17 protein-coding genes and 1 tRNA gene are annotated in these 20,654 nt (G+C 70.2%); 9 read left to right on the top strand and 9 right to left on the bottom strand.

The window, feature by feature from the left end; genetic code table 11:
• Positions 1-125: 125 nt before the first annotated feature.
• The gene (locus LZ199_RS22675) at positions 126-1,565 is read right to left on the bottom strand and encodes an HTTM domain-containing protein (RefSeq protein WP_253995818.1); all 1,440 of its coding nucleotides are present in this window, start codon (positions 1,563-1,565) and stop codon (positions 126-128) included.
• Complete coding sequence (locus LZ199_RS22670) at positions 1,558-2,793, bottom strand: imelysin family protein (RefSeq protein ID WP_253995817.1); 1,236 nt, start codon at positions 2,791-2,793, stop codon at positions 1,558-1,560. The genes LZ199_RS22675 and LZ199_RS22670 overlap by 8 nt, the downstream gene beginning before the upstream one ends.
• A gap of 146 nt (positions 2,794-2,939) precedes the next feature.
• Here LZ199_RS22670 and LZ199_RS22665 point away from each other — a divergent pair, with 146 nt between their 5' ends.
• Entirely contained in the window at positions 2,940-4,415 is a 1,476-nt protein-coding gene (locus LZ199_RS22665; RefSeq protein WP_253995816.1) for a hypothetical protein, read from the top strand.
• Between the two features lie 128 nt (positions 4,416-4,543).
• Entirely contained in the window at positions 4,544-6,961 is a 2,418-nt protein-coding gene (locus LZ199_RS22660; RefSeq protein WP_253995815.1) for a TonB-dependent receptor family protein, read from the top strand.
• Positions 6,962-7,018: 57 nt separating this feature from the next.
• Here the strand turns inward: LZ199_RS22660 and LZ199_RS22655 are convergent, their stop codons facing one another.
• Entirely contained in the window at positions 7,019-7,429 is a 411-nt protein-coding gene (locus tag LZ199_RS22655; RefSeq protein ID WP_253995814.1) for a hypothetical protein, read from the bottom strand.
• Between the two features lie 163 nt (positions 7,430-7,592).
• Between LZ199_RS22655 and fni the strand changes: the two genes are divergently transcribed.
• The 5 genes from fni to LZ199_RS22630 are packed head-to-tail and all read left to right on the top strand — an operon-like array spanning position 7,593 to position 13,031.
• Complete coding sequence (gene fni, locus LZ199_RS22650) at positions 7,593-8,651, top strand: type 2 isopentenyl-diphosphate Delta-isomerase (RefSeq protein WP_253995813.1); 1,059 nt, start codon at positions 7,593-7,595, stop codon at positions 8,649-8,651.
• A 39-nt stretch (positions 8,652-8,690) separates the two neighbouring features.
• On the top strand, positions 8,691-10,019 hold the full coding sequence (locus LZ199_RS22645) for a hydroxymethylglutaryl-CoA reductase, degradative (RefSeq protein ID WP_253995812.1): 1,329 nt from the start codon (positions 8,691-8,693) through the stop codon (positions 10,017-10,019).
• Positions 10,020-10,024: 5 nt separating this feature from the next.
• Positions 10,025-10,957 carry a mevalonate kinase gene (mvk, locus tag LZ199_RS22640; RefSeq protein ID WP_253995811.1) on the top strand — a complete coding sequence of 311 codons (933 nt, stop codon included), beginning with the start codon at positions 10,025-10,027 and terminating at the stop codon, positions 10,955-10,957.
• A gap of 8 nt (positions 10,958-10,965) precedes the next feature.
• Positions 10,966-11,952, top strand: coding sequence for a diphosphomevalonate decarboxylase (mvaD, locus tag LZ199_RS22635; protein ID WP_253995810.1), 987 nt, complete (start codon positions 10,966-10,968; stop codon positions 11,950-11,952).
• Positions 11,952-13,031 (top strand): mevalonate kinase family protein, encoded by a 1,080-nt coding sequence (locus LZ199_RS22630; protein WP_253995809.1) that lies wholly within the window; start codon positions 11,952-11,954, stop codon positions 13,029-13,031. The genes mvaD and LZ199_RS22630 overlap by 1 nt, the downstream gene beginning before the upstream one ends.
• A 31-nt stretch (positions 13,032-13,062) precedes the next feature.
• On the opposite strand, the gene omp85 is transcribed toward LZ199_RS22630, so the two are convergent.
• Positions 13,063-14,235 carry an Omp85 family outer membrane protein gene (gene omp85, locus LZ199_RS22625; RefSeq protein WP_253995808.1) on the bottom strand — a complete coding sequence of 391 codons (1,173 nt, stop codon included), beginning with the start codon at positions 14,233-14,235 and terminating at the stop codon, positions 13,063-13,065.
• Positions 14,236-14,417: 182 nt separating this feature from the next.
• On the opposite strand from omp85, the gene LZ199_RS22620 reads away from it, so the two are divergent.
• Both LZ199_RS22620 and LZ199_RS22615 read left to right on the top strand, forming a co-directional pair.
• A complete protein-coding gene (locus LZ199_RS22620) occupies positions 14,418-15,971 on the top strand; it encodes an alkaline phosphatase family protein (protein ID WP_253995836.1) in 1,554 nt (517 codons plus the stop codon).
• Between the two features lie 59 nt (positions 15,972-16,030).
• Positions 16,031-17,083, top strand: coding sequence for a lysylphosphatidylglycerol synthase transmembrane domain-containing protein (locus LZ199_RS22615; protein ID WP_253995835.1), 1,053 nt, complete (start codon positions 16,031-16,033; stop codon positions 17,081-17,083).
• A 72-nt stretch (positions 17,084-17,155) separates the two neighbouring features.
• Here LZ199_RS22615 and LZ199_RS22610 read toward each other — a convergent pair.
• The 5 genes from LZ199_RS22610 to LZ199_RS22590 form a co-directional block, all read right to left on the bottom strand.
• Positions 17,156-17,239: transfer RNA gene (locus LZ199_RS22610), tRNA-Leu, on the bottom strand.
• A gap of 92 nt (positions 17,240-17,331) precedes the next feature.
• Positions 17,332-17,709 carry a 2Fe-2S iron-sulfur cluster-binding protein gene (locus LZ199_RS22605; protein ID WP_253995807.1) on the bottom strand — a complete coding sequence of 126 codons (378 nt, stop codon included), beginning with the start codon at positions 17,707-17,709 and terminating at the stop codon, positions 17,332-17,334.
• A 1-nt stretch (position 17,710) separates the two neighbouring features.
• A complete protein-coding gene (gene hscA, locus LZ199_RS22600) occupies positions 17,711-19,555 on the bottom strand; it encodes a Fe-S protein assembly chaperone HscA (RefSeq protein ID WP_253995806.1) in 1,845 nt (614 codons plus the stop codon).
• Positions 19,552-20,109: a Fe-S protein assembly co-chaperone HscB gene (gene hscB / locus LZ199_RS22595; protein WP_253995805.1), complete on the bottom strand. Its 558-nt coding sequence runs from the start codon at positions 20,107-20,109 to the stop codon at positions 19,552-19,554. Before hscB ends, hscA begins: the two co-directional genes overlap by 4 nt.
• 112 nt (positions 20,110-20,221) lie before the next feature.
• Positions 20,222-20,623 carry a HesB/IscA family protein gene (locus LZ199_RS22590; RefSeq protein WP_253995804.1) on the bottom strand — a complete coding sequence of 134 codons (402 nt, stop codon included), beginning with the start codon at positions 20,621-20,623 and terminating at the stop codon, positions 20,222-20,224.
• Positions 20,624-20,654 lie beyond the last annotated feature (31 nt).

The raw sequence follows: 20,654 nt of genomic DNA, 5'->3' as shown, positions 1-20,654 counted from the left end.
GAGGGGGCCGCCCGACGGCTCGGAGCAGCCCTGGGGCGCGTGCCTGCCGAGGACCGCGCGCGAGCCAGGTCGGCCAGCGCGCGTCGAAAGGCGGGGCTCCCCAGTCGCTCAGGCCGCGTGAGTGCTTAGAGGGGCTCCGCTCGCGCGGCGCGCAAGGTGGGGCGCAGCCGGATGGGCGGTGAATCGGGCGCGGGGAGAATCCAAGGCTTGGGTGCGAGTCCGTCCACCTCGCGCGCCAGGTCCACGTTCGGGTCCACGAGCACCTCCGCCGGGCGCCCGTTCAACGAGACACGGACGTCCGCGCGGACCTCCACCGCGCCATGGCCCCGGGCCTCGAAGTCACGGGCGATGTGCCGGGCGAGCTGGAGCACGAGGTCGGGCTGCACGGACATCTCCCGCTCTTGCAGTCGCGTGAGGTGCTCGTTCGGCGAGACGTGCCACTCGCGGCCCGTCGTCGGTGAGCGGACGATGAACGTCACGCTGCCGTTCTTCTCCCGCGCCATCACCCGCCAGGAGAAGCGCATGCCCTGCTCGTGCCAGAGCACGTTGCCGCCATACAGGTGCGTGCGCAGCGGCACGGCGAGCTGCACCCCGCCGTACGCCACCGCCGCGCCGAGCGCCACCCAGGCCTTCCAGCCCGGCGCCGCGGACACGGGAGCCAAGGGCACGGGAGCGGAGGGCGCCGCGTCGCGCCGCATCAGTCCGCGCAGGCGCGCCCCCAGGCGGCGAGGCCAGGAGGACTCGAAGAACACGAGCGCCGCCGTCACCATGATGAAGGGGAACATGCCGATGGGGAACAGCACGGAGGTGGCCGCGTGGAACACGATGACCACCCCGTACGCGAAGGGGCGCAGTCGCCGCGACACCAGGAATGCGACAATGGTGGTGTCGAACAGGAAGCCGGACCACGCCGCGGCATAGGCCACCCAGCGCTGCTCCAGCAGGGGCCCCACCCACGGCAGGCTCGTCCGGGCCGACAGCCAGATGCTGAGCGGCTGCGCGTGCAGGAGCCAGTCGGAGGTGAGCTTCGCGAGGCCCGCGAACACGTAGACGACAGTCACCTGGAAGCGCAGCAGCAGCGTGCACCACGCGGGCAGCGTGTCACTCCGGAGCGCGGGCCTGCGCCACGCGTCCACGGAGAAGGCGCGGTGCGCGGGCACGAAGACGAGCAGCCCGAGGAGCAGGCTCACCAGGTAGTAGTGGTTCAGGTAGTTGCTGACGTCGACGAGCTGGACGTACGTGAAGGCGACGAAGAGCAGGACCGTGGTGGCCCGGTAGAAGAGGCCCGCCGACAGGAACACGCCCAGCACCGCCAGCGCGGCGAACACCGCATGCATCCACGGCGCGGGCAGCGCGGGCACCCAGTCGAAACCCCAGTAGGTGAAGTGGAAGCGCGGACGCACGAACAGCACGTCCACCCAGCCATAAGCCAGGAAGCGAATCGACGAGACGGTGATGAGCCCACCGAGCGCCACCCGGAACGCCACCAGCGCCGCGATGTCTCGCGGCGCCAGCAAGTGCTTCCAGAGGCGCTCGGCTCGGGAGGACGGCGCCTGCTCAGTCATTGTCCCCTTCGACGGACTGAGGCAGCTCCAGGTCGAGCACCGTGACGAGCTCCGTCTTGAGCACGTCCGTGACGCCCTTGAAGGCGTCGTGGAGCGCGCGCACGGACGGCTTGTCCTGGGCCAGCGCCTGCCGCAGGTCGTCCTCCTCGATGGTTGCAAAGACGGCCTCGGCGCCGGCGATGCGCTCGCGGAGCTTCTGCGCCAGCGCCTCCGCGCCCGCGGCCACCAGCACGTCGTCGAAGCCCGTGCCGGCGTAGCCCTCGCCGCAGCCCTCCGCGATGAGCCGGAAGCCCCGCACGTTGGCGCGCAGGTTCGCCTTCGAGCGACCCGCGAACTGCGACTCCAGGTGCTCCGGGCAGGTGTCCGTCGAGCACTCGCGCATGCCCAGGGGCCGCGCCAGCTTCAGGTCCTTGCCCTCCTTCTCGAAGTAGAACAGCGCGTCGCTCAGCGAGTTGAGCGCGGCTTGCGTCGACGGGAACACCGTGTTGCCGGAGCCCGCGGTCGCCAGCGTGTTGGCGAAGTTGTCCTGGTCCGCCGCCCACGCCTTCACCAGCTGCGTCGCCCGCTGATTCACGTCCTGCGCCACCGCGAGCGCATAGGCGCGCTTGCGCGAGGCCCGCTCCTCCGATGACAGCGCCGCCCACGTGCCCTGCGCGACGATGGGCGAGGTGCCCTGACACGCCGTGTCCTCGCCCTCGTGGAACAACAGATACTCCAGCGGGTACAGGCCGCGCCGGCTCACCAGCGACGTCGGGAAGCCCGCCGTCTCGTAGCTCTTGCTGACGACCTGCTCCTCCACCGCGCAGCGGCTCACCAGCGGCCACGAGTAGATGTTGTCACGCAGCTCCGCGCCACCCGCCGCGCCGCGAGGCGCCGCCGGCCCCACCTGCATGACTTCCGCCACCTGCCACACGTCCATGGCCGCGTGGAACGCCACGCGCGCCTCCGCCCGCGTCGTGGCGTCCGGCTGGGCCGCGTACCTCGACACCGCCCCCGTCAGCGCGGTGCTCGCCTCCAGGAACTGGCGCGCCGTCTTCTCCACGCAGACGCCCGTCGCCTTCAGCAGGTCCGCTCGCGTCGTGTCCGTTTCGCCCGGCCCTCCTCCCGGTCCCGCATCGTCCTTGCCCTTGTCGGACTCCTTGCAGCCCGGGAGCCACGTCAGGGCGGTGAGGAGCAGGAGCGCGCTCGTGCGGCGCGCGCTGAGGGGGAACGGCGACGGGGTCTTCATGGCGTCTCACTTGTCTCGATGAAAAGGAAGGGCTCGAAATCCTGGTTCTTGACACCCAGTGTGGATCCGTTTTACGAGCCGGCCTCGATTTTGAGAACGATTATCGTTAGCAGGTTACAAAAAATTACACGGAAGAGGGGCACACGATGAAGAGCAGGATGGAGCAGCGCAAGTCGTTCGCGGGGGTCGCGGTTCTTTCGCTCGCGCTGGCCGTATTCGGCAGCGCTTGTGGCGATGACGACGAGAAGGACCCGCAGAACACGCCGGACTCCGGCACGCCTGACTCTGGCACGCCCGACTCGGGCACCCCTGACTCCGGCACGCCGGACGCGGGCCCCGTGACGACGGTGTCGGACGCGGACATCGCGCTGGCGCGGTTCAACACGGACGGCACGCTGGACACGACGTTCGGCGCCGGTGGCACCGCGCGCATGGACCTGAGCAGCGTGGCGGGTGGAACGAAGGACTCCGTGTGGGGCCTGGCGGCGGATGCGACCAACCGGCTCGTCGTCTTCGGCTCGCGCCGTGGCGAGGGTGACCGCGTGGACGCGGACCGCGTGGTGGTGCGCTTCACGGCGAACGGCGCCCGCGACACGACGTTCGGCACCGACGGCGTGCACACGCTCAACATCTCCAACCTGAGCGACGGCGCGCGCTATGGCATCGTCCAGGCGGACGGCAAGATTGTCGCGTCGGGCTACACCAGCCAGCCGACGGGCGTGGGCACGCAGGCGGCCAACCGCATCGTGCTGGCGCGCCTGGATGACAAGGGCGTGCTGGACAACACCTTCGGTTGGAAGGGCGTCGTCAACAACGCGCCGTTCGGTCCCGTCAGCGCGAGCAACCCCGAGTGGGGCATGGCCGAGGCGTACCAGGTGGGCCAGTTCTCCGACGGCAGCTACGTCACCACCGGCTACGGCCGCAGCGCGTCCTCCGGCACGGTGGACGTGGTGAACTTCAAGTACACCGCCACGGGCGATCGCGACATGGAGTGGGGCACGGGCGGCGTCGCCCTGCTGGACCTGGTCAACGACAACGACCGCGGCCGCAACCTGGTGGTCCTCAATGACGACCGCGTGTGCACGGTGGGCAGCGCGACGCCGGTGGCGCAGAAGATCGCCGCCCTGGTGTTCATGCTGGACAAGAACGGCGCCCGCACGACGTTCAATACGGAGGGCTACAAGCTGTACGACTTCGAGCGTCCGGAGCAGGCGTTCTTCGGCGTGGCGAAGTCGGCGGACGGCAACTGGGTGGCGGCGGCGGGTTACCGCGCCGGTGGCGGAGAGGATGACGACGGCGTGCTGGCCATCATCCCGGTGGGCGCGAACGGTACGGAGGTCGCCAAGGTGGCGACCATCTCCGAGACGGACCATGACCGCTTCTGGTCCGTGGCCTTCGACTCGACCAACCGCGTCTACGCGGCGGGCTTCGTCACCGAGGGCGGCGACAACAAGATGGTGGTGGTGCGCTACACGACGACCGGCGAGCTGGACACCACGTTCGGCACGGGCGGCATCGTGAAGCACAACTTCATCGCCAGCAAGACGGAGGAGACGGTGCGCGGCATCGTCATCCAGTCCGACGGGAAGATCGTCGTCGCCGGTACGGCCGACAAGCAGTAACAGCATCAACGCGTAGCACCCAGTCCTGGAGCCGGGGAGTCGGTCCCTTTATGGGCCCGGCCACCCCGGCTTCCTGGTATCTGGCGCAGGGCCACGGCACACCATCGAGACAAGGGCGTACTTCGCAGATGGCATGGTTCAAGGACAGGCTGAGGCGGGCGCGGAGCTGGACTGCTCCGGTGCTCATGGTGGGAGTCGTGACGTCGTCGGCCGCCTGGTCCGTGCCACAGGAGACGGCTTTCACTCCGGACGCGCCCGTCGTCGTGCCTGCTCCGTCGGAGCCGGTGGCGTCCCCCGCGACGCCCGAGGATGCACCCCTGGCCCCGGCACAGGAGCCCGCCGTCGCCGGTGACATCCCGGCCCAGGCCTCTCCCGCCGTGTCTGAGCCCGGAGAGCCTGTGGCGACCGACCCCGCAGAGCCTGTCGTGGCCGAGCCCGTCGTGCCCGAGGCCGGTCAGCGGAAGTTCGAGAGCGTGGTGGTGGGGACCTCGGAGACGCGCACCAGCGGCTCGGTCCACATCCTCAAGCCCTCGCAGTTGGAGCGCTACGAGAAGGACGACCCCAGCGCGGTGCTGACGAGCGTGCCCGGCGTCTACGCGCGCGGCGAGGATGGCTTCGGCCTCCGGCCGAACGTGGGACTGCGCGGCGTGAATCCGGACCGCAGCAAGAAGGTGACGCTGCTGGAGGACGGTGTCCTCTTCGGTCCCGCGCCGTACTCCGCGCCCGCGGCCTACTTCTTCCCGCTCATCACCCGCATGCAGTCGGTGCGCGTGCTCAAGGGCCCCTCCGCCATCCAGCACGGTCCGCAGACGGTGGCGGGCTCCGTGGAGTTCCTCACCCGCGATATCTCCGCCTCCGAGTCCGCGTGGCTGGACATCGCCGGAGGCGGCTACCTGTACGGCAAGGCGCACGGCGTCTTCAGCGCGAGCACCGAGCGCGCGGGCTTCCTGGTGGAGGGCATCCACCTGCGCAGCAACGGCTTCAAGGAGCTGGACGGCGGCGGCACCACGGGCTTCCGGCGCAACGAGTGGATGGCGAAGGCCCGCTACCGCCTGGTGCCCGACGGAGCGGTCCGTCAGAGCCTCAACCTCAAGGTGGGCTACTCCGACGAGCTGTCCAACGAGACCTACCTGGGCCTGTCCGACGCGGACTTCCGGGAGAATCCGCTGCGCCGCTACGTCGCCAGCGCGTTGGACCGGATGAAGTGGCACCGCACCCAGGTGGCCGCCAGCCACGTGCTGGAGTCCGGCTCGCTGGCCCTCACCACCACGGCCTACCGCAACGACTTCTCACGCGCGTGGCGCAAGGTGAACCGCTTCGGCGGCACCGCCATCGCCACCGTGCTCGCGGACCCGACGAGCGCGCGCAACTCCATCTACTACGGCGTGCTCACCGGCCAGATTGACACGTCGTCCACGCAGGACACGCTGCTCATCGGCCCCAATGACCGCACCTTCGTCTCGCAGGGCCTCCAGAGCATCGCGCGGTGGACGACGACGACGGGCCCGCTGAGCCACAGCCTGGAGGTCGGCGCGCGCTTCCACTACGACAGCATCGACCGCAAGCACACCGAGGATGCGTACCGCATGGCGGGCGGCGCGCTCGTCTGGGCCGGCGCCCCCACGTCCACCACGGCCAACAACAAGGACGAAACCCACGCCCTCGCGCTGCACGTGACGGATGCCATCGCCTGGGGGCCGCTCGTCCTCACGCCGGGCGTGCGCCTGGAGGTCATCCGCTCGCGCTCGTATGACCGCATCACCGGCGAGGACACGGACGGCGCGCTCGAGGTGCTGATGCCGGGCCTGGGAGCCTACGGCGCGCTGACGCCGAACCTGGGCCTCTTCGCGGGCGCGTACCGGGGCTTCTCGCCGCCGTCGCCGGGCCAGCCCGACTCGGTGAAGCCGGAGAAGAGCATCAACTACGAGTCGGGCGCCCGCTGGACGCGCCGGGGCGAGCGCTTCGAAGTCGTCGGCTTCTTCAACGACTATTCGAACCTCACCGCCATCTGCACCTTCTCCAGCGGCTGCGTGGACGACGACCTGGACCGGCAGACGGACGCGGGCCAGGCCCACATCTACGGCCTGGAGGTCTTCGCGGAGAAGACCTTCCGCCCGGGTGGCGGCGTGACGTTCCCCCTGTCCGCTTCGTACACCTTCACGCGCACGGAGCTGCTCAACGACTTCCGCTCGGCGGACCCGCAGTTCGGCGACGTGAAGGCCGGAGATGAGCTGCCCTACGTGCCCCGGCACCAGCTCTTCGCGTCGGTGGGTGTGGAGGGCGCGCTGGGTGGCGTCATCCTGAGCGCGCTCTATGTCGACACCATGCGCGAGTCGGCGGGGCAGGGCGAGGCGGCGCCCGGTGAGCTGACGGACTCCCTGCTCACGTTCGACGTCAACGCGAACTGGAACTTCTCGCGCTGGGGACAGCTCTACTTCAGCGCGCGCAACGTGCTCGACGCGGCGGACATCGTCTCGCGCCGTCCGTATGGCGCGCGGCCCAACGCTCCCCGCACGGTGATTCTGGGCTTCAAGCTGTCGCACTGACGACACGCGCGCATGCCCCGGCGGAGCGCGGCCGGTGCATGAGGGGCCGCTTGCGGGTCAGAGGTAGAAGCGGTCCGTCACGCCGGCGGTGCGCTGGAGGATGGCGCTCCAGCCGAGCCACAGCTCGATGCCACTCTTCGCGGTCTCCGGCTCGCCCCCCAGCGCGCCAAGCGAGCCCGTGCAGCCCGCGAGCGTGCACAGCCCGGACTCCGTCAGGTGCTCGAGCAAGGCGCGCAGCGTGGGCATGCCCCGCGACTCGAAGCGGTCGGTGATGTCGGCCCGGCCTGGAAAGTCAGGCTCATCCAACTCGCCGCGCAGGAAGCGCTCGAGCGCCCACCAGAACAGATACACCTCCGCGCGTCGGCCGGAGGCTGTCGCCGCGGCGGCGATGGACAGTCCCTGGTGCACCCGGTCGTAATCTCCGCTGTGGAGGAAGACGACCACCTTGGGTGACGGGGGCGTGCTCATGCGGGCCTCATACCGTTCAGCAGCCCGAGCCGTCCATTGAGTCGCCACTGCGGGCCGCTCGGGCCCTTTGGCTTGCGCCCGTCCCCTTGCGCTTGCTAGGAAACCCACGAGCCATCGGGCACTTACACGCCCTGACGGACACTTGGGACGGGCTGCTTCTCACATGGTCGAGGACATCACAGCGCGACGTAAAGACGCTCACCTCGACCTGTGCGCCACCGGCGACGTCGAGCCCGTCGAGAACAGCACACTCCTGGAGCACGTCCACCTGGTCCACTGCGCCATGCCGGAGATGGCCGCGGACGACGTGGACCTCTCCACCCCGTTTCTTGGAAAGCAATTGCGCCACCCGCTGCTCGTCACCGGAATGACAGGCGGCACCGAGCGCGCGGGCGTGGTCAATCGTGACCTCGCATTGCTGGCGGAGCGCCATGGGCTGGCGTTTGGCGTGGGAAGCCAGCGCGCCATGGCGGAGGATGTGTCGCGGGTCGCGTCGTACCAGGTGCGGCAGGTGGCGCCCACGGTGGCGCTGCTGGGCAACATCGGGCTCTATCAGGCGGTGCGGCTGGGCGTGGACGGGGTGCGGCGGTTGATGGAGGACATCGGCGCGGACGGCATCGCGCTGCACCTCAACGCCGGGCAGGAATTGACCCAGCCCGAGGGCGACAGGGATTTCCGGGGCGGCTACGACGTGGTGGCCGCGTTGGTGAAGGCCTTCGGCGACCGGTTGCTGGTGAAGGAGACCGGCTGCGGCATCGGCCCGGACGTGGCCCGGCGGCTGGTGGAGCTGGGTGTCCGGAACCTGGATGTCTCGGGGCTGGGCGGCACGTCCTGGGTTCGCGTGGAACAACTTCGGGCGTCGGGCGTACAAGCCCAGGTCGGTGCTGAATTCAGCGCGTGGGGCATTCCCACGGCGGCGGCGGTGGCGACGGTGCGCGCGGCCGTGGGGCCGGAAGTCCGACTGGTGGGCAGTGGTGGGGTGAGGACGGGGCTGGAGGTGGCGAAGCTGCTGGCGCTCGGGGCGGACCTGGGCGGCATGGCCTTGCCGCTGTTCCGGGCGCAGCAGGCAGGTGGGGTGGAGGCGGCGGAGCAGGCGCTGGAGGTCATCCTGTCGGGGCTGCGACAGGCGCTCGTACTCACGGGAAGCAGAAGCTGCGCTGAGCTCAGGCAGCGACCGCGAGTGGTGACCGGAGTGTTGAAGGATTGGATGACGGCGCTGTAGTCGCCGTGCGCATCGACGCGGGAAGAAGGAAGACTCAACATGTCTGAGACGGTGACGTCCCGGCTCTCCGGGTTCCACAAGCTGCCGATGGACGAGCGCCTGGCGCAGCTCGCGCGCATGTTGCGGCTTTCTCCCACGGACGTGGAGCAGCTCCGCGGCACCGAGGCCCTGCAGCCGGCGCTGGCCAACCAGATGATTGAGAACGCGGTGGGCACGTTCTCCCTGCCGCTGGGCGTGGGGCTCAACCTCCAGGTCAACGGCCGCGACTACCTGGTGCCCATGGCGGTGGAGGAGCCGTCGGTGGTGGCGGCGGTGTCGTTCGCCGCCAAGATTGTCCGCGAGGCGGGTGGCTTCTACGCCGAGGCCGACGAGTCGATGATGATTGGCCAGGTCCAGGTGACGCGCTACGGCGACCCGACCGAGGCCACGGAGAAGATTCTCGCGCACAAGGAGCAGCTCCTCGCGCTGGCCAACAGCTTCCACCCGGCCATGGTGGCGCGCGGCGGCGGGGCGAAGGACGTGGAGGTGCGCGTGCTGCCGGCCCCCGAGGGCCCGCGCGGCGAGCCACTTCTCGTGGTGCACATCCTCATCGACACGCAGGAGGCGATGGGGGCCAACCTCATCAACACCGTGGCGGAGGGCGTGGCGCCGCTGGTGGAGCAGATCACCGGCGGCAAGGTGTACCTGCGCATCCTCTCCAACCTGGCGGACCGCCGGCTGGCGCGCGCCACGTGCCGGATTCCCCTGGCGATGCTGGCCGACTTCGAGATGCCCGGTGAGACCATCGCCGAGGGCATCGCCCAGGCCAGCCGCTTCGCGGAGGCGGACCCGTACCGCGCGGCCACGCACAACAAGGGCGTGATGAACGGCATCGACTCGGTGGCCATCGCCACCGGGCAGGACTGGCGCGCGATTGAAGCCGGCGCGCACGCGTTCGCCTGCCGTGGTGGTCAGTACCGCCCGCTGTCGACGTGGTACCTGGAGGAAGGCCACCTGGTGGGCCGCATCGAGCTGCCGCTGGCGCTGGGCCTGGTGGGCGGACCCATCAAGGTGCACCCTGGCGTGCAGATGTCGCTGAAGCTCCTGCGCGCCTCCAGCGTGCGTGAGCTGTCCATGGTGTTCGCGGCGGTGGGGCTGGCGCAGAACTTCGCGGCGCTCCGGGCGCTGGGCAGCATTGGCATCCAGAAGGGCCACATGGCGCTGCACGCGCGCTGCGTGGCGGTGACGGCGGGCGCGCGCGGCGACTGGGTGGAGAAGCTGGCGGACCTGCTGGTGAAGGCGGGCCACGTGAAGGTGGAGAAGGCGCGGGAGATTCTCGCCAGCCTGTCCGCCGAGGATGCCGCCGCCGCTACGGGCACGACCCTCTGAGCGCCGTGGGCACCCCGTCCTCGCTGTCCACGTTCGGCGCCGGCAAGGTCATCCTGCTGGGTGAGCACAGCGTGGTGTACGGCCATCCCGCGCTGGCGGGGCCGCTGTCGCAAGGCGTGAAGGCGCGCGGCGTGCCGTCCAAGAAGTGTCAGCTCTCCCTTCCGTCCACGCTGAGCCGAGGGCAGCGGGCGCTGCTCACTGGTGCCTTCGCGCGCGCGGCGAAGCTGGTGGGGGAGCCCCTGGTGAAGGTGACGTTGGACCCCGAGCTGCCGCTGTCGGCGGGCCTGGGCAGCTCCGCGGCGCTGTCCGTCGCGTGCGCGCGGCTGCTGTTGCTGGCGGCGGGCAAGCAGGCCACGCCGCCAGAGGCCGCGCGGCTGGCGTGGGAGATGGAGCAGGAGTTCCACGGCACGCCGTCCGGGGTGGACCACACCGTCAGCGCGGAGGAGCGGCTCCTGCTCTATCGCCGCACGCCCGACGCGGCGACAGTGGGGCGTGGCAGGACGGTGGACAGCCCCCGCCCCTTGAAGGTGGTGGTGGCGCTGGCCGGCGAGCGCAGCCCCACGAAGAAGACGGTGGGGGCGCTGCGGGAGCGGCAGGCGCGCTGGCCCGAGCGCTACCGGCGCCTCTTCACGGAGATGGGGCGGTTGGCGTCGGAGGGCGCGAAGGCGGTGGAGGCGGGGGACCTGGAGGCACTGGGGGACGCGATGAACGTCAACCAGGGACTGTTGGCCGCGCTGGGCCTGTCCTCGCCGCCGCTGGAAGAGATGGTGTATCGACTGCGTGGCCTGGGGGCGCTGGGCGCCAAGCTCACCGGAGCGGGTGGGGATGGCGGGGCCGTGGTCGGTCTGTTCCTCGAACCGGAGGCCGCGGTGGTCCAGCTCACCCGCCTCGGTGTGCGCTGCTTCAGCAGCCAGCTCGCGGGTCCGCGAGCGTCGTGAGTGTCCCCATGAAAGCCACTGCCCTGGCGCATCCCAACATCGCCCTCGTGAAGTACTGGGGGAAGCGGGACGACGCGCTCATCCTGCCGCACCAGTCCAGCCTGTCGCTGACGCTGTCGCCGCTGTCGGTGACGACGACGGTGGAGTTCGGCGTGTCGAGCGACGCGGTGGAGATCAACGGCCACACGTCGAAGGGCAGCGAGCGCGAGCGCGTGCTGCGCCTCTTGGAGTCGGTGCGCGCCCAGACGAAGGACGCGCTGGGCCCGGCGAAGGTCGTCTCGCGCGGAGACTTCCCCATGGCGGCGGGGCTCGCGAGCAGCGCGGCGGGCTTCGCGGCGCTCGCTGTCGCCGGACGCGCGGCGGCGGGCCTGCCGGCGGACTCGAGGGCCGCGAGCATCCTGGCTCGGCTGGGCAGCGGCTCCGCGTGTCGCAGCGTGGAGGGTGGCTTCTGCGAGTGGCAGCGCGGCGAGCGTCCTGACGGTGAGGACAGCTTCGCGGTGCAGCGCTTCGACGCGGCGCACTGGCCGGACCTGCGCATGGTGGTGGCGGTGCTGGACCGGGGCGAGAAGGACGTGAAGTCCCGCGACGGGATGAAGCAGACGGTGGACACCAGCCCGTACTACGCGGCCTGGGTGCGGGACGCGGAGGAGGAAGTGCCGCGCGCCCGCGCGCACATCGCTCGCAGGGATTTGCAGGCGCTGGGGGAGCTGTGTGAGCGCAACGCGTGGCGGATGCATTCCACGTCGCTCGCGGCCGACCCGCCGCTCTGCTACCTGAACGCGGCGACGCTGGGCCTCATCCAGCACCTGCGCGAGCACCGCAAGAAGGGCATCCCCGTCTGGTTCACGCTGGACGCGGGCCCCAACCCGGTGCTGCTGACGGACGCCGCGCACGAAGTCGCCGCGGAGGCGCTGGCGCGAGCGTGTGGCGCGCTGGACGTGATTCGCTGCGTGCCGGGCGGGGACGCGGTGCTCAAGCAGGAGCACCTGTTCTGATGGAGCGCGCCCTCTCCGCACCGGGCAAGCTGTTCGTCTCCGGCGAGTACGCGGTGCTGTGGGGCGGAGTGGCGCGGGTGGCGGCGGTGGCACCCCGCACCGCGGCCTACGTGCGGCGCCGCGAGGATGCGCGCGTGCATGTCTGCCTGGAGGAGGGCTCCCTGGGCGGCAGCATGACGCCCCGGGGCGTGCGCTGGGAGCGCGAGGTGCCCGCGGGCTTCTCCTTCGTGGCTCGCACGCTGGACGAGGCGCTGCGCGCGCACGGCCGCGCCAGCCAGGGCTTCGACTTCGCGGTGGCTCCCTCGGCGGTGGGGCCCAACGGACAGAAGCTGGGCATGGGTGGCAGCGCGTGCGCGGCGGTGCTGGCGGCCGAGGGCGCGCGCTACGTGCTGGAGGAGCGCTACGACGCGCTGAAGCTGGCGCTGCTGGCGCATACGCTGGGGCAGGGGGGCAAGGGCAGCGGCGGGGACGTGGCCGCGAGCTTCGCGGGCGGCGTGCTGCGCTACCGGCGCTACGACGTGACGCCCCTGGCCGACGCGAGCAATGGCGGCCGGCTGAGCGCGGCGCTGACGGAGTCTCCCTCGGTGGACGTGTGGCGGCTGCCGGTGCCCCGGGTGGCCATGGCGTATGCCTTCACGGGCGAGAGCGCGTCCACGCGGGTGCTGATTGGCCAGGCGGAGGCGCGGCTGGAGGAGGCGGGGCGTCAGGCCTTCGTCGAGCGCTCCAACACCGTGGGGCAGGTGCTGGAAGACGGCCTCGCGGGCTGGGACTTCCGGGGCTTCTCCGAGGCGGTGAAGGCGCAGCACGAACTCCTGTTGGAGCTGGGCCCTCTGGAGACGGAGGGCATGCGCCGCGTGCTGTCGATGGCCGCGGCCTACGGCTGCGTGGGCAAGCTGTCCGGCGCGGGGGGCGGGGACGGCTGCATCCTCTTCGCTCCCGACACGGAGGCTCGCGCGGAGCTGTGCAAGGGTTTGGAGTCGCGCGGCTTCCACACGCTGCTGCTGGAGGCCGAGCAGGGCGTCCGGGGCGAGACGCATGTGGATGCGCGGCTGCGCGCCTGGGTGGACGCGCGCGGCTGAGCCTGGGGCCCAGGCTCGGCCGAGGGGCTGCTCAGAACATGTGGCCGAAGGTGATGTAGATGCGCTGGCGGCCCGTCTCGGTGGAGCGGGCGTAGTCCATGCGCACCACGGCGGCGCGACGGGTGAGGCGCAGGCCGCCGCCGATGCCCGGGTGCCACTCGTGCCACTTCCCGTCCGTCACGCCCGGGTGCCACACGCGCCCCAGGTCCAGGAACATCACCGCGCCCACCTTCATGTTCTTGCCGAACACCTGCATCTGCGCGGCCTGGAAGCGCAGCTCCGTGTTGCTGAACGCCTTGATGTTGCCGGAGAAGCGGTTGCGCTCGATTCCGCGCACGCTGCTCATGCCGCCGATTCCCTCCGACACATTCACGCCGCCGGTGTTGCTCCACTCGAAGAACGGCACGTCGCCGAAGAGCATGTCCAGGGTGAGCCGCTGCGCCAGCGTCAGCCGCGACGACAGCCGCAGGTAGCGCCGCTCGCTCAGGGTGATGCCCACGTACTGGTAGCGGCTGCCCGTGGCCTGCCCGGACACGCGCAGGGCCAGCTCCTCCACGCCGCCCTCCAGCGGGTCCGTCTCGTCGTCGCGCGTGTCCCACAGCGCGCCCACGAGGAGCTGGCCGGTGGAGCCGCCTTCAATTCCGATGGGCTGCTGCTGCGTCAGCATGGACTGGTCTTCCGCGCTCACGCTCGTGTTGCGCCACGCGTAGCCCACGTAGGACTGGAGCGGATGCGTGGGGCCGAATGGCCGGCCACGGAGGCGAACCCATGCCCCCGGCGAGCCCTTGTCGAAGGTGTAGCGCTCGTTGTCCAGGTCGCCATTGAAGTCCGGCGCCGACAGGTTGCCCGCGCCGAAGAAGGGGCTGCGCAGCTCCCGGCGGTACTCGAGCCCCGCCTCCAGGCGCAGCGGACCGATGAGGCGCGGCCCGTCGTAGCGCAGGTAGTGGCTCTGCACCCCGCGGCTGCTGAACAACACCTGCGCGCCGATGCCGTGCGCATACGGCGTCTTCCCAGGGCCGTACAGGTAGATGCCGCCCACGGCGCCGTAGCTGATGCCGCTGTCCGAGCTGAACGTCATCATCGGCAGCGCGATGATGTCCGAGCCCGAGTCCGTCTTCGCGGGCGGCAGCCCCGGGGCCGGCCGTGACGGCGTCTGCACCGGAGCGGCGGCGAGGGTTGCGAGCAGGACGGCGGAGATCAGCATGGGGACCGTGGTGACGCCTCTCTGAGTCGGTTCCATCCCGACTGAAGGACGGCGCTACCTGCCCGCCTGCTTTCCAGGAGAGCTGCCTTCGACTGAAGGCGGCCGTCCCCCCAAGTGCTCATTTTGCCTGCCGGGGGAGGGGAGGCGTCAACGTGAGTGGTGTCATTACCCCAGCTTCATGGATGTGGGCCCACGGGCTTGCGCGACGCATCCGCGCGAAAGTTCCGCCCGCAGCGGCGCATGGACGTCGGAACCTCCTGATTGTCCATTTAGACGGGGTACCAAAGGCCCTGCTGGACGAGGCGATTGTCGCCGGGAAGATGCCGTTCTTCTCACGACTTATCCGCTCGGGTTCGTTTCATTTGGATGACGCCTTCTGGGGCGCGCCCACCTCCACGCCCTACTTCCAGGCGGGCCTGCTGTTCGGCATGCGCGAATCGAACCTGCCTGCCTACTCCTGGTACGACCGGGAGCTGGGCCGCGAGTTGAAGATGAACGTGCCCTCGGACGCGCTGCTCGTCGACCAACGCCTGCGAGGCGCGGGACGCGACAGCCTGCTGGACGGCGGTGGCCACGGGTACTTCTCGCTGTTTCGCGCGGGCGCGGACAACGCGTGGAGCATGAGCACGCTGGGCAGCTTCAAGCTGATGTCGCGCTCGTTCTCCTACGAGATGATGGGCCTGGCCGCGGGCCGCACGCGGGGCACCTGGGACTTCCTGCGCTCGTTCGGCATGGACACGTGGCAGGCGGCGCGCGAAGTCGCCCACTGGGGGCACTCCCTCCACGACTGGCGTCACGAGCAGTCCTTCCTGCTCAGCCGCGTGTTCCTCCAGCGCCTGGGCTGGAGCTTCGCGCACACCAAGGCGTTGGTGGACATGGTGCGCGGCGTGCCCGCCATCTACCTCGTGTACGGCAACTACGATGAGGTGGCCCACCGTCGCGGGCCGCGCTCGGAGCTGGCGCTGATGGAGCTGCACCGCGTGGACGCGTACCTCGCGGAGCTCTATGCGATGTCGCGCTCGGTGGAGCGGCCGTACGACGTCGTCATCCTCTCTGACCACGGCCACGTGGACAGCCTTCCGCTGGAGCAGCGTCAAGGAGTGCGGCTGGAGTCCATGCTCTTGGAGGGGGAGCGTGTCCCGCTGTCCGACGACGTGGCGCGCGGCCTGTGTGAAGGCCGTCCGCTCCCGGAGGTGGACCCCGTGGCGCGCGAGCCGTTCAAGCCCGTCATCATCGAGTGCGGCAACTTCGCCCACGTCTATCTCTCCGGCGCGCGCGAGCCGCTGGAGGCGCGCACGTTGCTGGCGCGTCACCCGGACGTGCTGGCGCGCGCCACGCGAAGCGCGGACATCGGCATCGTCGCGATGCGCCGGGGGAACTCCGCGGTGGCAGTGGTGCGCGGCGGCGTGTACGGCCCGGACGAAATCGAGCGCGCGCCCCTGTCGCCCGAGTACAGCCGCCGCGCGGTGGCGGACTTCCTCAAGGGCCTGCCGGCGATGAAGACCGCTGGAGACCTGGTCCTCTTCGGTGAAGCGGTGCAGCGGGGCGGCACGGTGGGCTTCGCCTGGGAGTTCGGCTCGCACGGCGGGCTGACTCGCACGGAGGCCAACAGCCTGGTGTGCTGGCCCGCGGATGCGCCGGTGGAGCTGTCCGGCCTGGCCCACTGCGTGGACCTGCACGAGCGGCTCGCGGAGGCCTATCGGGAGCCCGCCCTCCGGCTTCGGTGGGTCCAGTGAAGCCCGCGCCACCTCGCTCCAGGGGCACGTGGCCCCGACCTTCGGCGCGTGGCGTGAGCCTGCCCAAGGTGCTGCTCGCCGTGGTGGGGCTGGCCCTGTCCGTCGTCCTGCTCTCCACGGCCTTCTTCCGGTGGAACCTCCAGGGCGCGGGGCCGCTGCTCGTGCCGCGCTTCCCGCTGGGGGACTTCCTGAGGGACCTGCCCGGCCACCTCGTGTGGCTGCTGCCCTTCGTGCTGCTCCAGGGCTCCATCATCCCGCTGCGCGCGGTGCAGTGGCAGAGCACGCTGCGCAAGCGCGTGCCCTTCCGCGAGCGCTACCACCTGGTCGCCATTGGCGCCTTCGTCCACAACGCGCTGCCGGGGAAGCTGGGCGACATCCTCCGCTCGTTCCTCCTGTCGCGCACCGAGCGCATCCCCTTCCTGCGCTGCCTGGGCACCGTCGGCGTCTGCAAGCTGATGGAGTTCGCCGCGCTGATGCTGCTGGTGACGCTCTCCCTGCTGGGGCCCTTCGGCGCCACGCTCTCCCGCTTCCAGGGGCAGCTCAAGGTGGCGGTGTCCCTGTGCGTGGGATTGGTCGCCCTCGTCGTGCTGCTGGCCCACTGGTCCGCGCCGCTGGCGAACTGGATGCACCGCCGTCACCGCTTCCCGCGCCTGGAGGGCTTCCTCCACCACGTCAGCGACGGGCTGGGCTCCGCGCGCTCCTTCCGGGGCATGGGCAAGGTGCTCTTCTTCTCGGTGGGCCCGGTGATGGCGTCCGCGCTGGCCTACGGGCTGGCGCTGCACGGCATCGGAATCGAAGGGGGCCTCTTCGCGGGGGCCGTGGTGCTGGGCGCCATCTCCCTGGGGCAGGCGCTCCCCGGCGTCCCGGCTGGCATGGGTATCTACTACTTCGTCACCAGCTGGGCGGCCCGCAGCCTGGGGGCCTCACCGGAGGACGCGGCGGCCTTCGCCACGCTCACCCACCTGGGGACGGTGCTCAGTCAGGCGGGAGTGGGGGCCATCTCCGTCTACGTCCGGAAGATTCGAATCCGCGACTTGCGCAAGGGCGGCAGCCTGGCGCGTGAAGCCGCGAGCCACGTGGCCCACGAGTCCGTGGAGCCGGCGCCACCGTGAGGGTGGGGCGCTCCGAGCCCTGAAAAGCGAAAAGGGGCCCTGGTTTGAAACCAGGACCCCTTCTCAACTTTGTGCCCAGGAGAGGACTCGAACCTCCATGCCCTTGCAGGCGCTAGACCCTGAATCTAGTGTGTCTACCAATTCCACCACCTGGGCAGGTGGTTCTTCCTCGCGGCGTTGCGGCGTTGCTGCGATGGGGCGGACATATAGAAGTCCTGCCCCGCGCCGTCAAGAACTACGTAACAACCTCACTTCTTCAGCGGCCATTTCCCCTCGGCTTCGAGGGCGCGGCGGATGACGGGGTTCTCGTCCATGAACGCGGTGAGGGACTCCTCGGTGATCTCCACCGTGACGTCCTCCTGGCTGACCTCCGTCTGGCAGCTCAACCGCGAGTACGGGCGCACGTCGAACCCCATGTCCAGGCGGTCCGCCTCCGCGTCCGTTTGCTCGCTCAGCGAGTCGAGGCCCTTGCGCACCCAGATGTGACAGGTGGAGCAGCCGCAGACCCCGCCACAGCTATGGCCCACCTGGGCGCCGCACTGCTCGGCCGCGTCCAGGAGGATGGTCCCCGGGGGCACGTCCACGCTGACCTCGGCCAGGGGGCTCTTGAAAGTCACCTTGGGCACGTCAGTAGTCCTCCACCGACTGGCCGGCCACCACCTGGGTGATGGCCTGGTTCATCACCCGCTCGATGAAGGGGCGGCACGTCTCGTCCAGCGCGTGCACGGCCTCCTTCAGCTTCAGGTAGTCCTTGCCCTGGGCCGTCTCGCGCACCTTCGCGAGGGCCGCGTCGATGGCGGCCCGCTCGTCGCCCTGGACCAGCGTGCCGTGCTCGCGCAGCTGCCGGTCCGCCTCCGCCAGCACGCGCTCGGCGTCCACCCGCTGCTCCCGCAACTGCCGGGCCTGGATGTCGTCCTCCGCGTACTCGATGGAGTCGAGCAGCATCCGCTCGATCTCCTCTTCCGTGAGGCCGTGGCTCGGCTTGACGGTGATGGACTGCTCCGCGCCGGTGCTCTGCTCCTTCGCGGCGACGGAGAGGATGCCGTCCGCGTCCACCTGGAAGCGGACCTCCACGCGCGCCATGCCCGCCGCCAGCGGAGGGATGCCGGAGAGGGTGAAGCGCGCGAGGCTGCGGTTGTCCTCCACCAGCTCGCGCTCGCCCTGCACCACGTGCACGTCGAGGCCCGTCTGCCCGTCCTTGAACGTGGTGAACACCTGCGCCGCCGCCGTGGGGATGGTGGAGTTGCGCTGAATCAACTTCTCGGTGATGCCACCCATCGTCTCCAGCCCGAGCGACAGCGGAATCACATCCAGCAGCAGCACCTCGTCCTGACGGTCCTCGTTGGTGAGCAGGTCCGCCTGCACCGCTGCGCCCAGCGCCACCACCTGGTCCGGGTCGATGTCACCCAGGGGCTCGCGGCCGAACAGCTCCGCCACGAAGCGCCGCACCGCGGGCACGCGCGTGGAGCCGCCGACGAGGATGACGCCGTCCAGCTCCCCAGCCGCCACGCCCGCGTCCTTCAGCGCCCGACGGCACACGAGGCCCGTCTTGTTCACCAGGGGCTGAATCCACGCGTCGAAGTCCGCGCGCTTCACGGTGTGCGACTGGCCGCCCACGGTGACGGTCGCCTCGGGCGCGTCGGTGAGCGCCTCCTTCGCCTTGCGCGAGGCCGCCAGCGTCTGCGCGACGATGGAAGGGGAGGGCTCGTTGATGCCGAGCGCCTGGAAGACTTGTGACGCAATCGCCCGGTCGAAGTCGTCACCGCCCAGCGCGGAGTCGCCGCCGGTGGACTTCACCTCGAACACGCCATCCACCAGCTTGAGGATGGAGATGTCGAACGTGCCGCCGCCCAAGTCGTAGACGGCGAAGGTGCCCTGGCTGCCCTTGTCGAGCCCGTAGGCCAGCGCCGCCGCCGTCGGCTCGTTGAGCAGCCGCAGCACCTCCAGGCCCGCGAGCCGGCCCGCGTCCTTGGTGGCCTGGCGCTGGGCGTCGTCGAAGTACGCCGGCACGGTGATGACGGCCTGCTCCACCTTCATGGAGAAGTGGGCCTCCGCGCGGCGCTTCAGCGCGCGCAGGATTTCGCCGGAGACTTCGATGGGCGTCACCGGGTTGCCGCCGGCCACGTCGAAGCGCACCACGTTGGCGCCGGGCACGAACTTGTAGTGCGAGAGCTTGCGCGTCTCCGCGTCGTCGGGGCCTCGCCCCATGTAGCGCTTCACGGAGGCGATGGTGTCGGTAGGGTGCTCGCCGGCCAGAGTGCGAGCGCGAGCGCCGGTGATGACGCCGCCGTCCTTGCCGTAGTGCACGACGGAGGGGAGCAGCAGCGAGTCGCCCTCGTCCACCGGGACACAGCGGGGCTTGCCCTGCGCCACCGCGGCGACGAGTGAGTGCGTGGTGCCCAGGTCGATGCCCACGGCCTGGCCCTTGGGCTTCAGCGGGTCGTGGATCTGCAGGTAGCCGTTCTTGCTCACGACAGACTTTCCTCCTCGAACGCGTCCACCTGCTCGAGGAAGCGCGTGAAGTAGCGCACCCGCCCCAGCGCGTGCGATGCCTTTCTCACCTGGGCCGGCGCTTCCTCCGCTGGCCCCCCACCTTCCAGTGCCCTGAGGACACCGGCCGCCTCGTCGAGCGCCGCCTTGCGCCGCCCCTGCACCTGGCCGCCCATGGTCTGCACGCGGGCCAGGTCCTTCTTCTCCATGGCCCCGTCGAGCGCCTCGCGCAGCTCCATGACCTCCTCGAGGAACTCCAGGGGCATGTCCTTCTGCGCGCCCGCGTCCTCGCGGTCCAAATCCACACCGTGCAGCTTCAGGAGGTAGAAGGCGCGGCGCACCGGGTCCTTCAGCGTCTTGAAGGCCTCGTTGAGGGCGGTGGTGTTCTCCAGGGCCTTGAGGCGCTCGCGCGCGTCGGCCTGGGCCACGCGGTCCGGATGCGACTGGAGCGAAAGCTCGCGGTAGTGCTTCTCCAGCGCGGGCACGTCCACGTCATAGGCGCGCGGCAGCCCGAAGACGTCGAAGTGGGTCCTCACTCGGTGTGCTCCATGGGGGTGTGGGCCAGACAAACGAAAGGGGCCCGGCGGCTGGCCGGACCCCGCGTGACGGTGTCCCTTCCGGAAGGGAAGGGACGAAGGCTGTCCCCACTCAGACGGAGAAGCTCTCTCCGCAGCCGCAAGCGGCCTTGATGTTGGGGTTGTTCAGCTTGAAGCCGGAGGCCATGAGCGTCTGCTCGAACACCAGCTCCGTGCCGATGAGGTACAGGTAGCTCTTCGGGTCCACGAAGACGCGCACGCCGTCCCTCTCGAAAATCTTGTCGCGCTCGCGGGACTTCTCGGACCACTCCATGGAGTACTGGAGGCCCGAGCACCCGCCGCCCTTCACGGCCAGCCGCAGGCCGGCGTCGGGCGTCTGGCGCTGCTCCAGCAGCTCCTTCAGCCGAGCCACCGCGCTGTCCGCCACGACGATGCCCTTGGGGGCGGCCTTGGCCACGGGCGCGGGGCCAGGCACCGGGCTCTGCGTCGTCTGCTGGGTTGCCTGGTCGCTCATGGTTTCGCCTCCTGGAGTCGTGAAGTTCGCC

Origin of the sequence: Myxococcus qinghaiensis (genome assembly GCF_024198215.1) — a bacterium.
Taxonomy (GTDB): domain Bacteria; phylum Myxococcota; class Myxococcia; order Myxococcales; family Myxococcaceae; genus Myxococcus; species Myxococcus qinghaiensis.
This window is presented reverse-complemented; position numbering and strand designations above follow the sequence as displayed.

Excerpts from the sequence above, each read along its gene's own strand:
- LZ199_RS22675 (WP_253995818.1), bottom strand. The coding sequence starts at position 1,565 with ATGACTGAGCAGGCGCCGTCCTCCCGAGCCGAGCGCCTCTGGAAGCAC.
- LZ199_RS22670 (WP_253995817.1), bottom strand. The coding sequence starts at position 2,793 with ATGAAGACCCCGTCGCCGTTCCCCCTCAGCGCGCGCCGCACGAGCGCG.
- LZ199_RS22665 (WP_253995816.1), top strand. The coding sequence starts at position 2,940 with ATGAAGAGCAGGATGGAGCAGCGCAAGTCGTTCGCGGGGGTCGCGGTT.
- LZ199_RS22660 (WP_253995815.1), top strand. The coding sequence starts at position 4,544 with ATGGCATGGTTCAAGGACAGGCTGAGGCGGGCGCGGAGCTGGACTGCT.
- LZ199_RS22655 (WP_253995814.1), bottom strand. The coding sequence starts at position 7,429 with ATGAGCACGCCCCCGTCACCCAAGGTGGTCGTCTTCCTCCACAGCGGA.
- fni (WP_253995813.1), top strand. The coding sequence starts at position 7,593 with ATGGTCGAGGACATCACAGCGCGACGTAAAGACGCTCACCTCGACCTG.
- LZ199_RS22645 (WP_253995812.1), top strand. The coding sequence starts at position 8,691 with ATGTCTGAGACGGTGACGTCCCGGCTCTCCGGGTTCCACAAGCTGCCG.
- mvaD (WP_253995810.1), top strand. The coding sequence starts at position 10,966 with ATGAAAGCCACTGCCCTGGCGCATCCCAACATCGCCCTCGTGAAGTAC.
- LZ199_RS22630 (WP_253995809.1), top strand. The coding sequence starts at position 11,952 with ATGGAGCGCGCCCTCTCCGCACCGGGCAAGCTGTTCGTCTCCGGCGAG.
- omp85 (WP_253995808.1), bottom strand. The coding sequence starts at position 14,235 with ATGCTGATCTCCGCCGTCCTGCTCGCAACCCTCGCCGCCGCTCCGGTG.
- LZ199_RS22620 (WP_253995836.1), top strand. The coding sequence starts at position 14,418 with ATGTGGGCCCACGGGCTTGCGCGACGCATCCGCGCGAAAGTTCCGCCC.
- LZ199_RS22590 (WP_253995804.1), bottom strand. The coding sequence starts at position 20,623 with ATGAGCGACCAGGCAACCCAGCAGACGACGCAGAGCCCGGTGCCTGGC.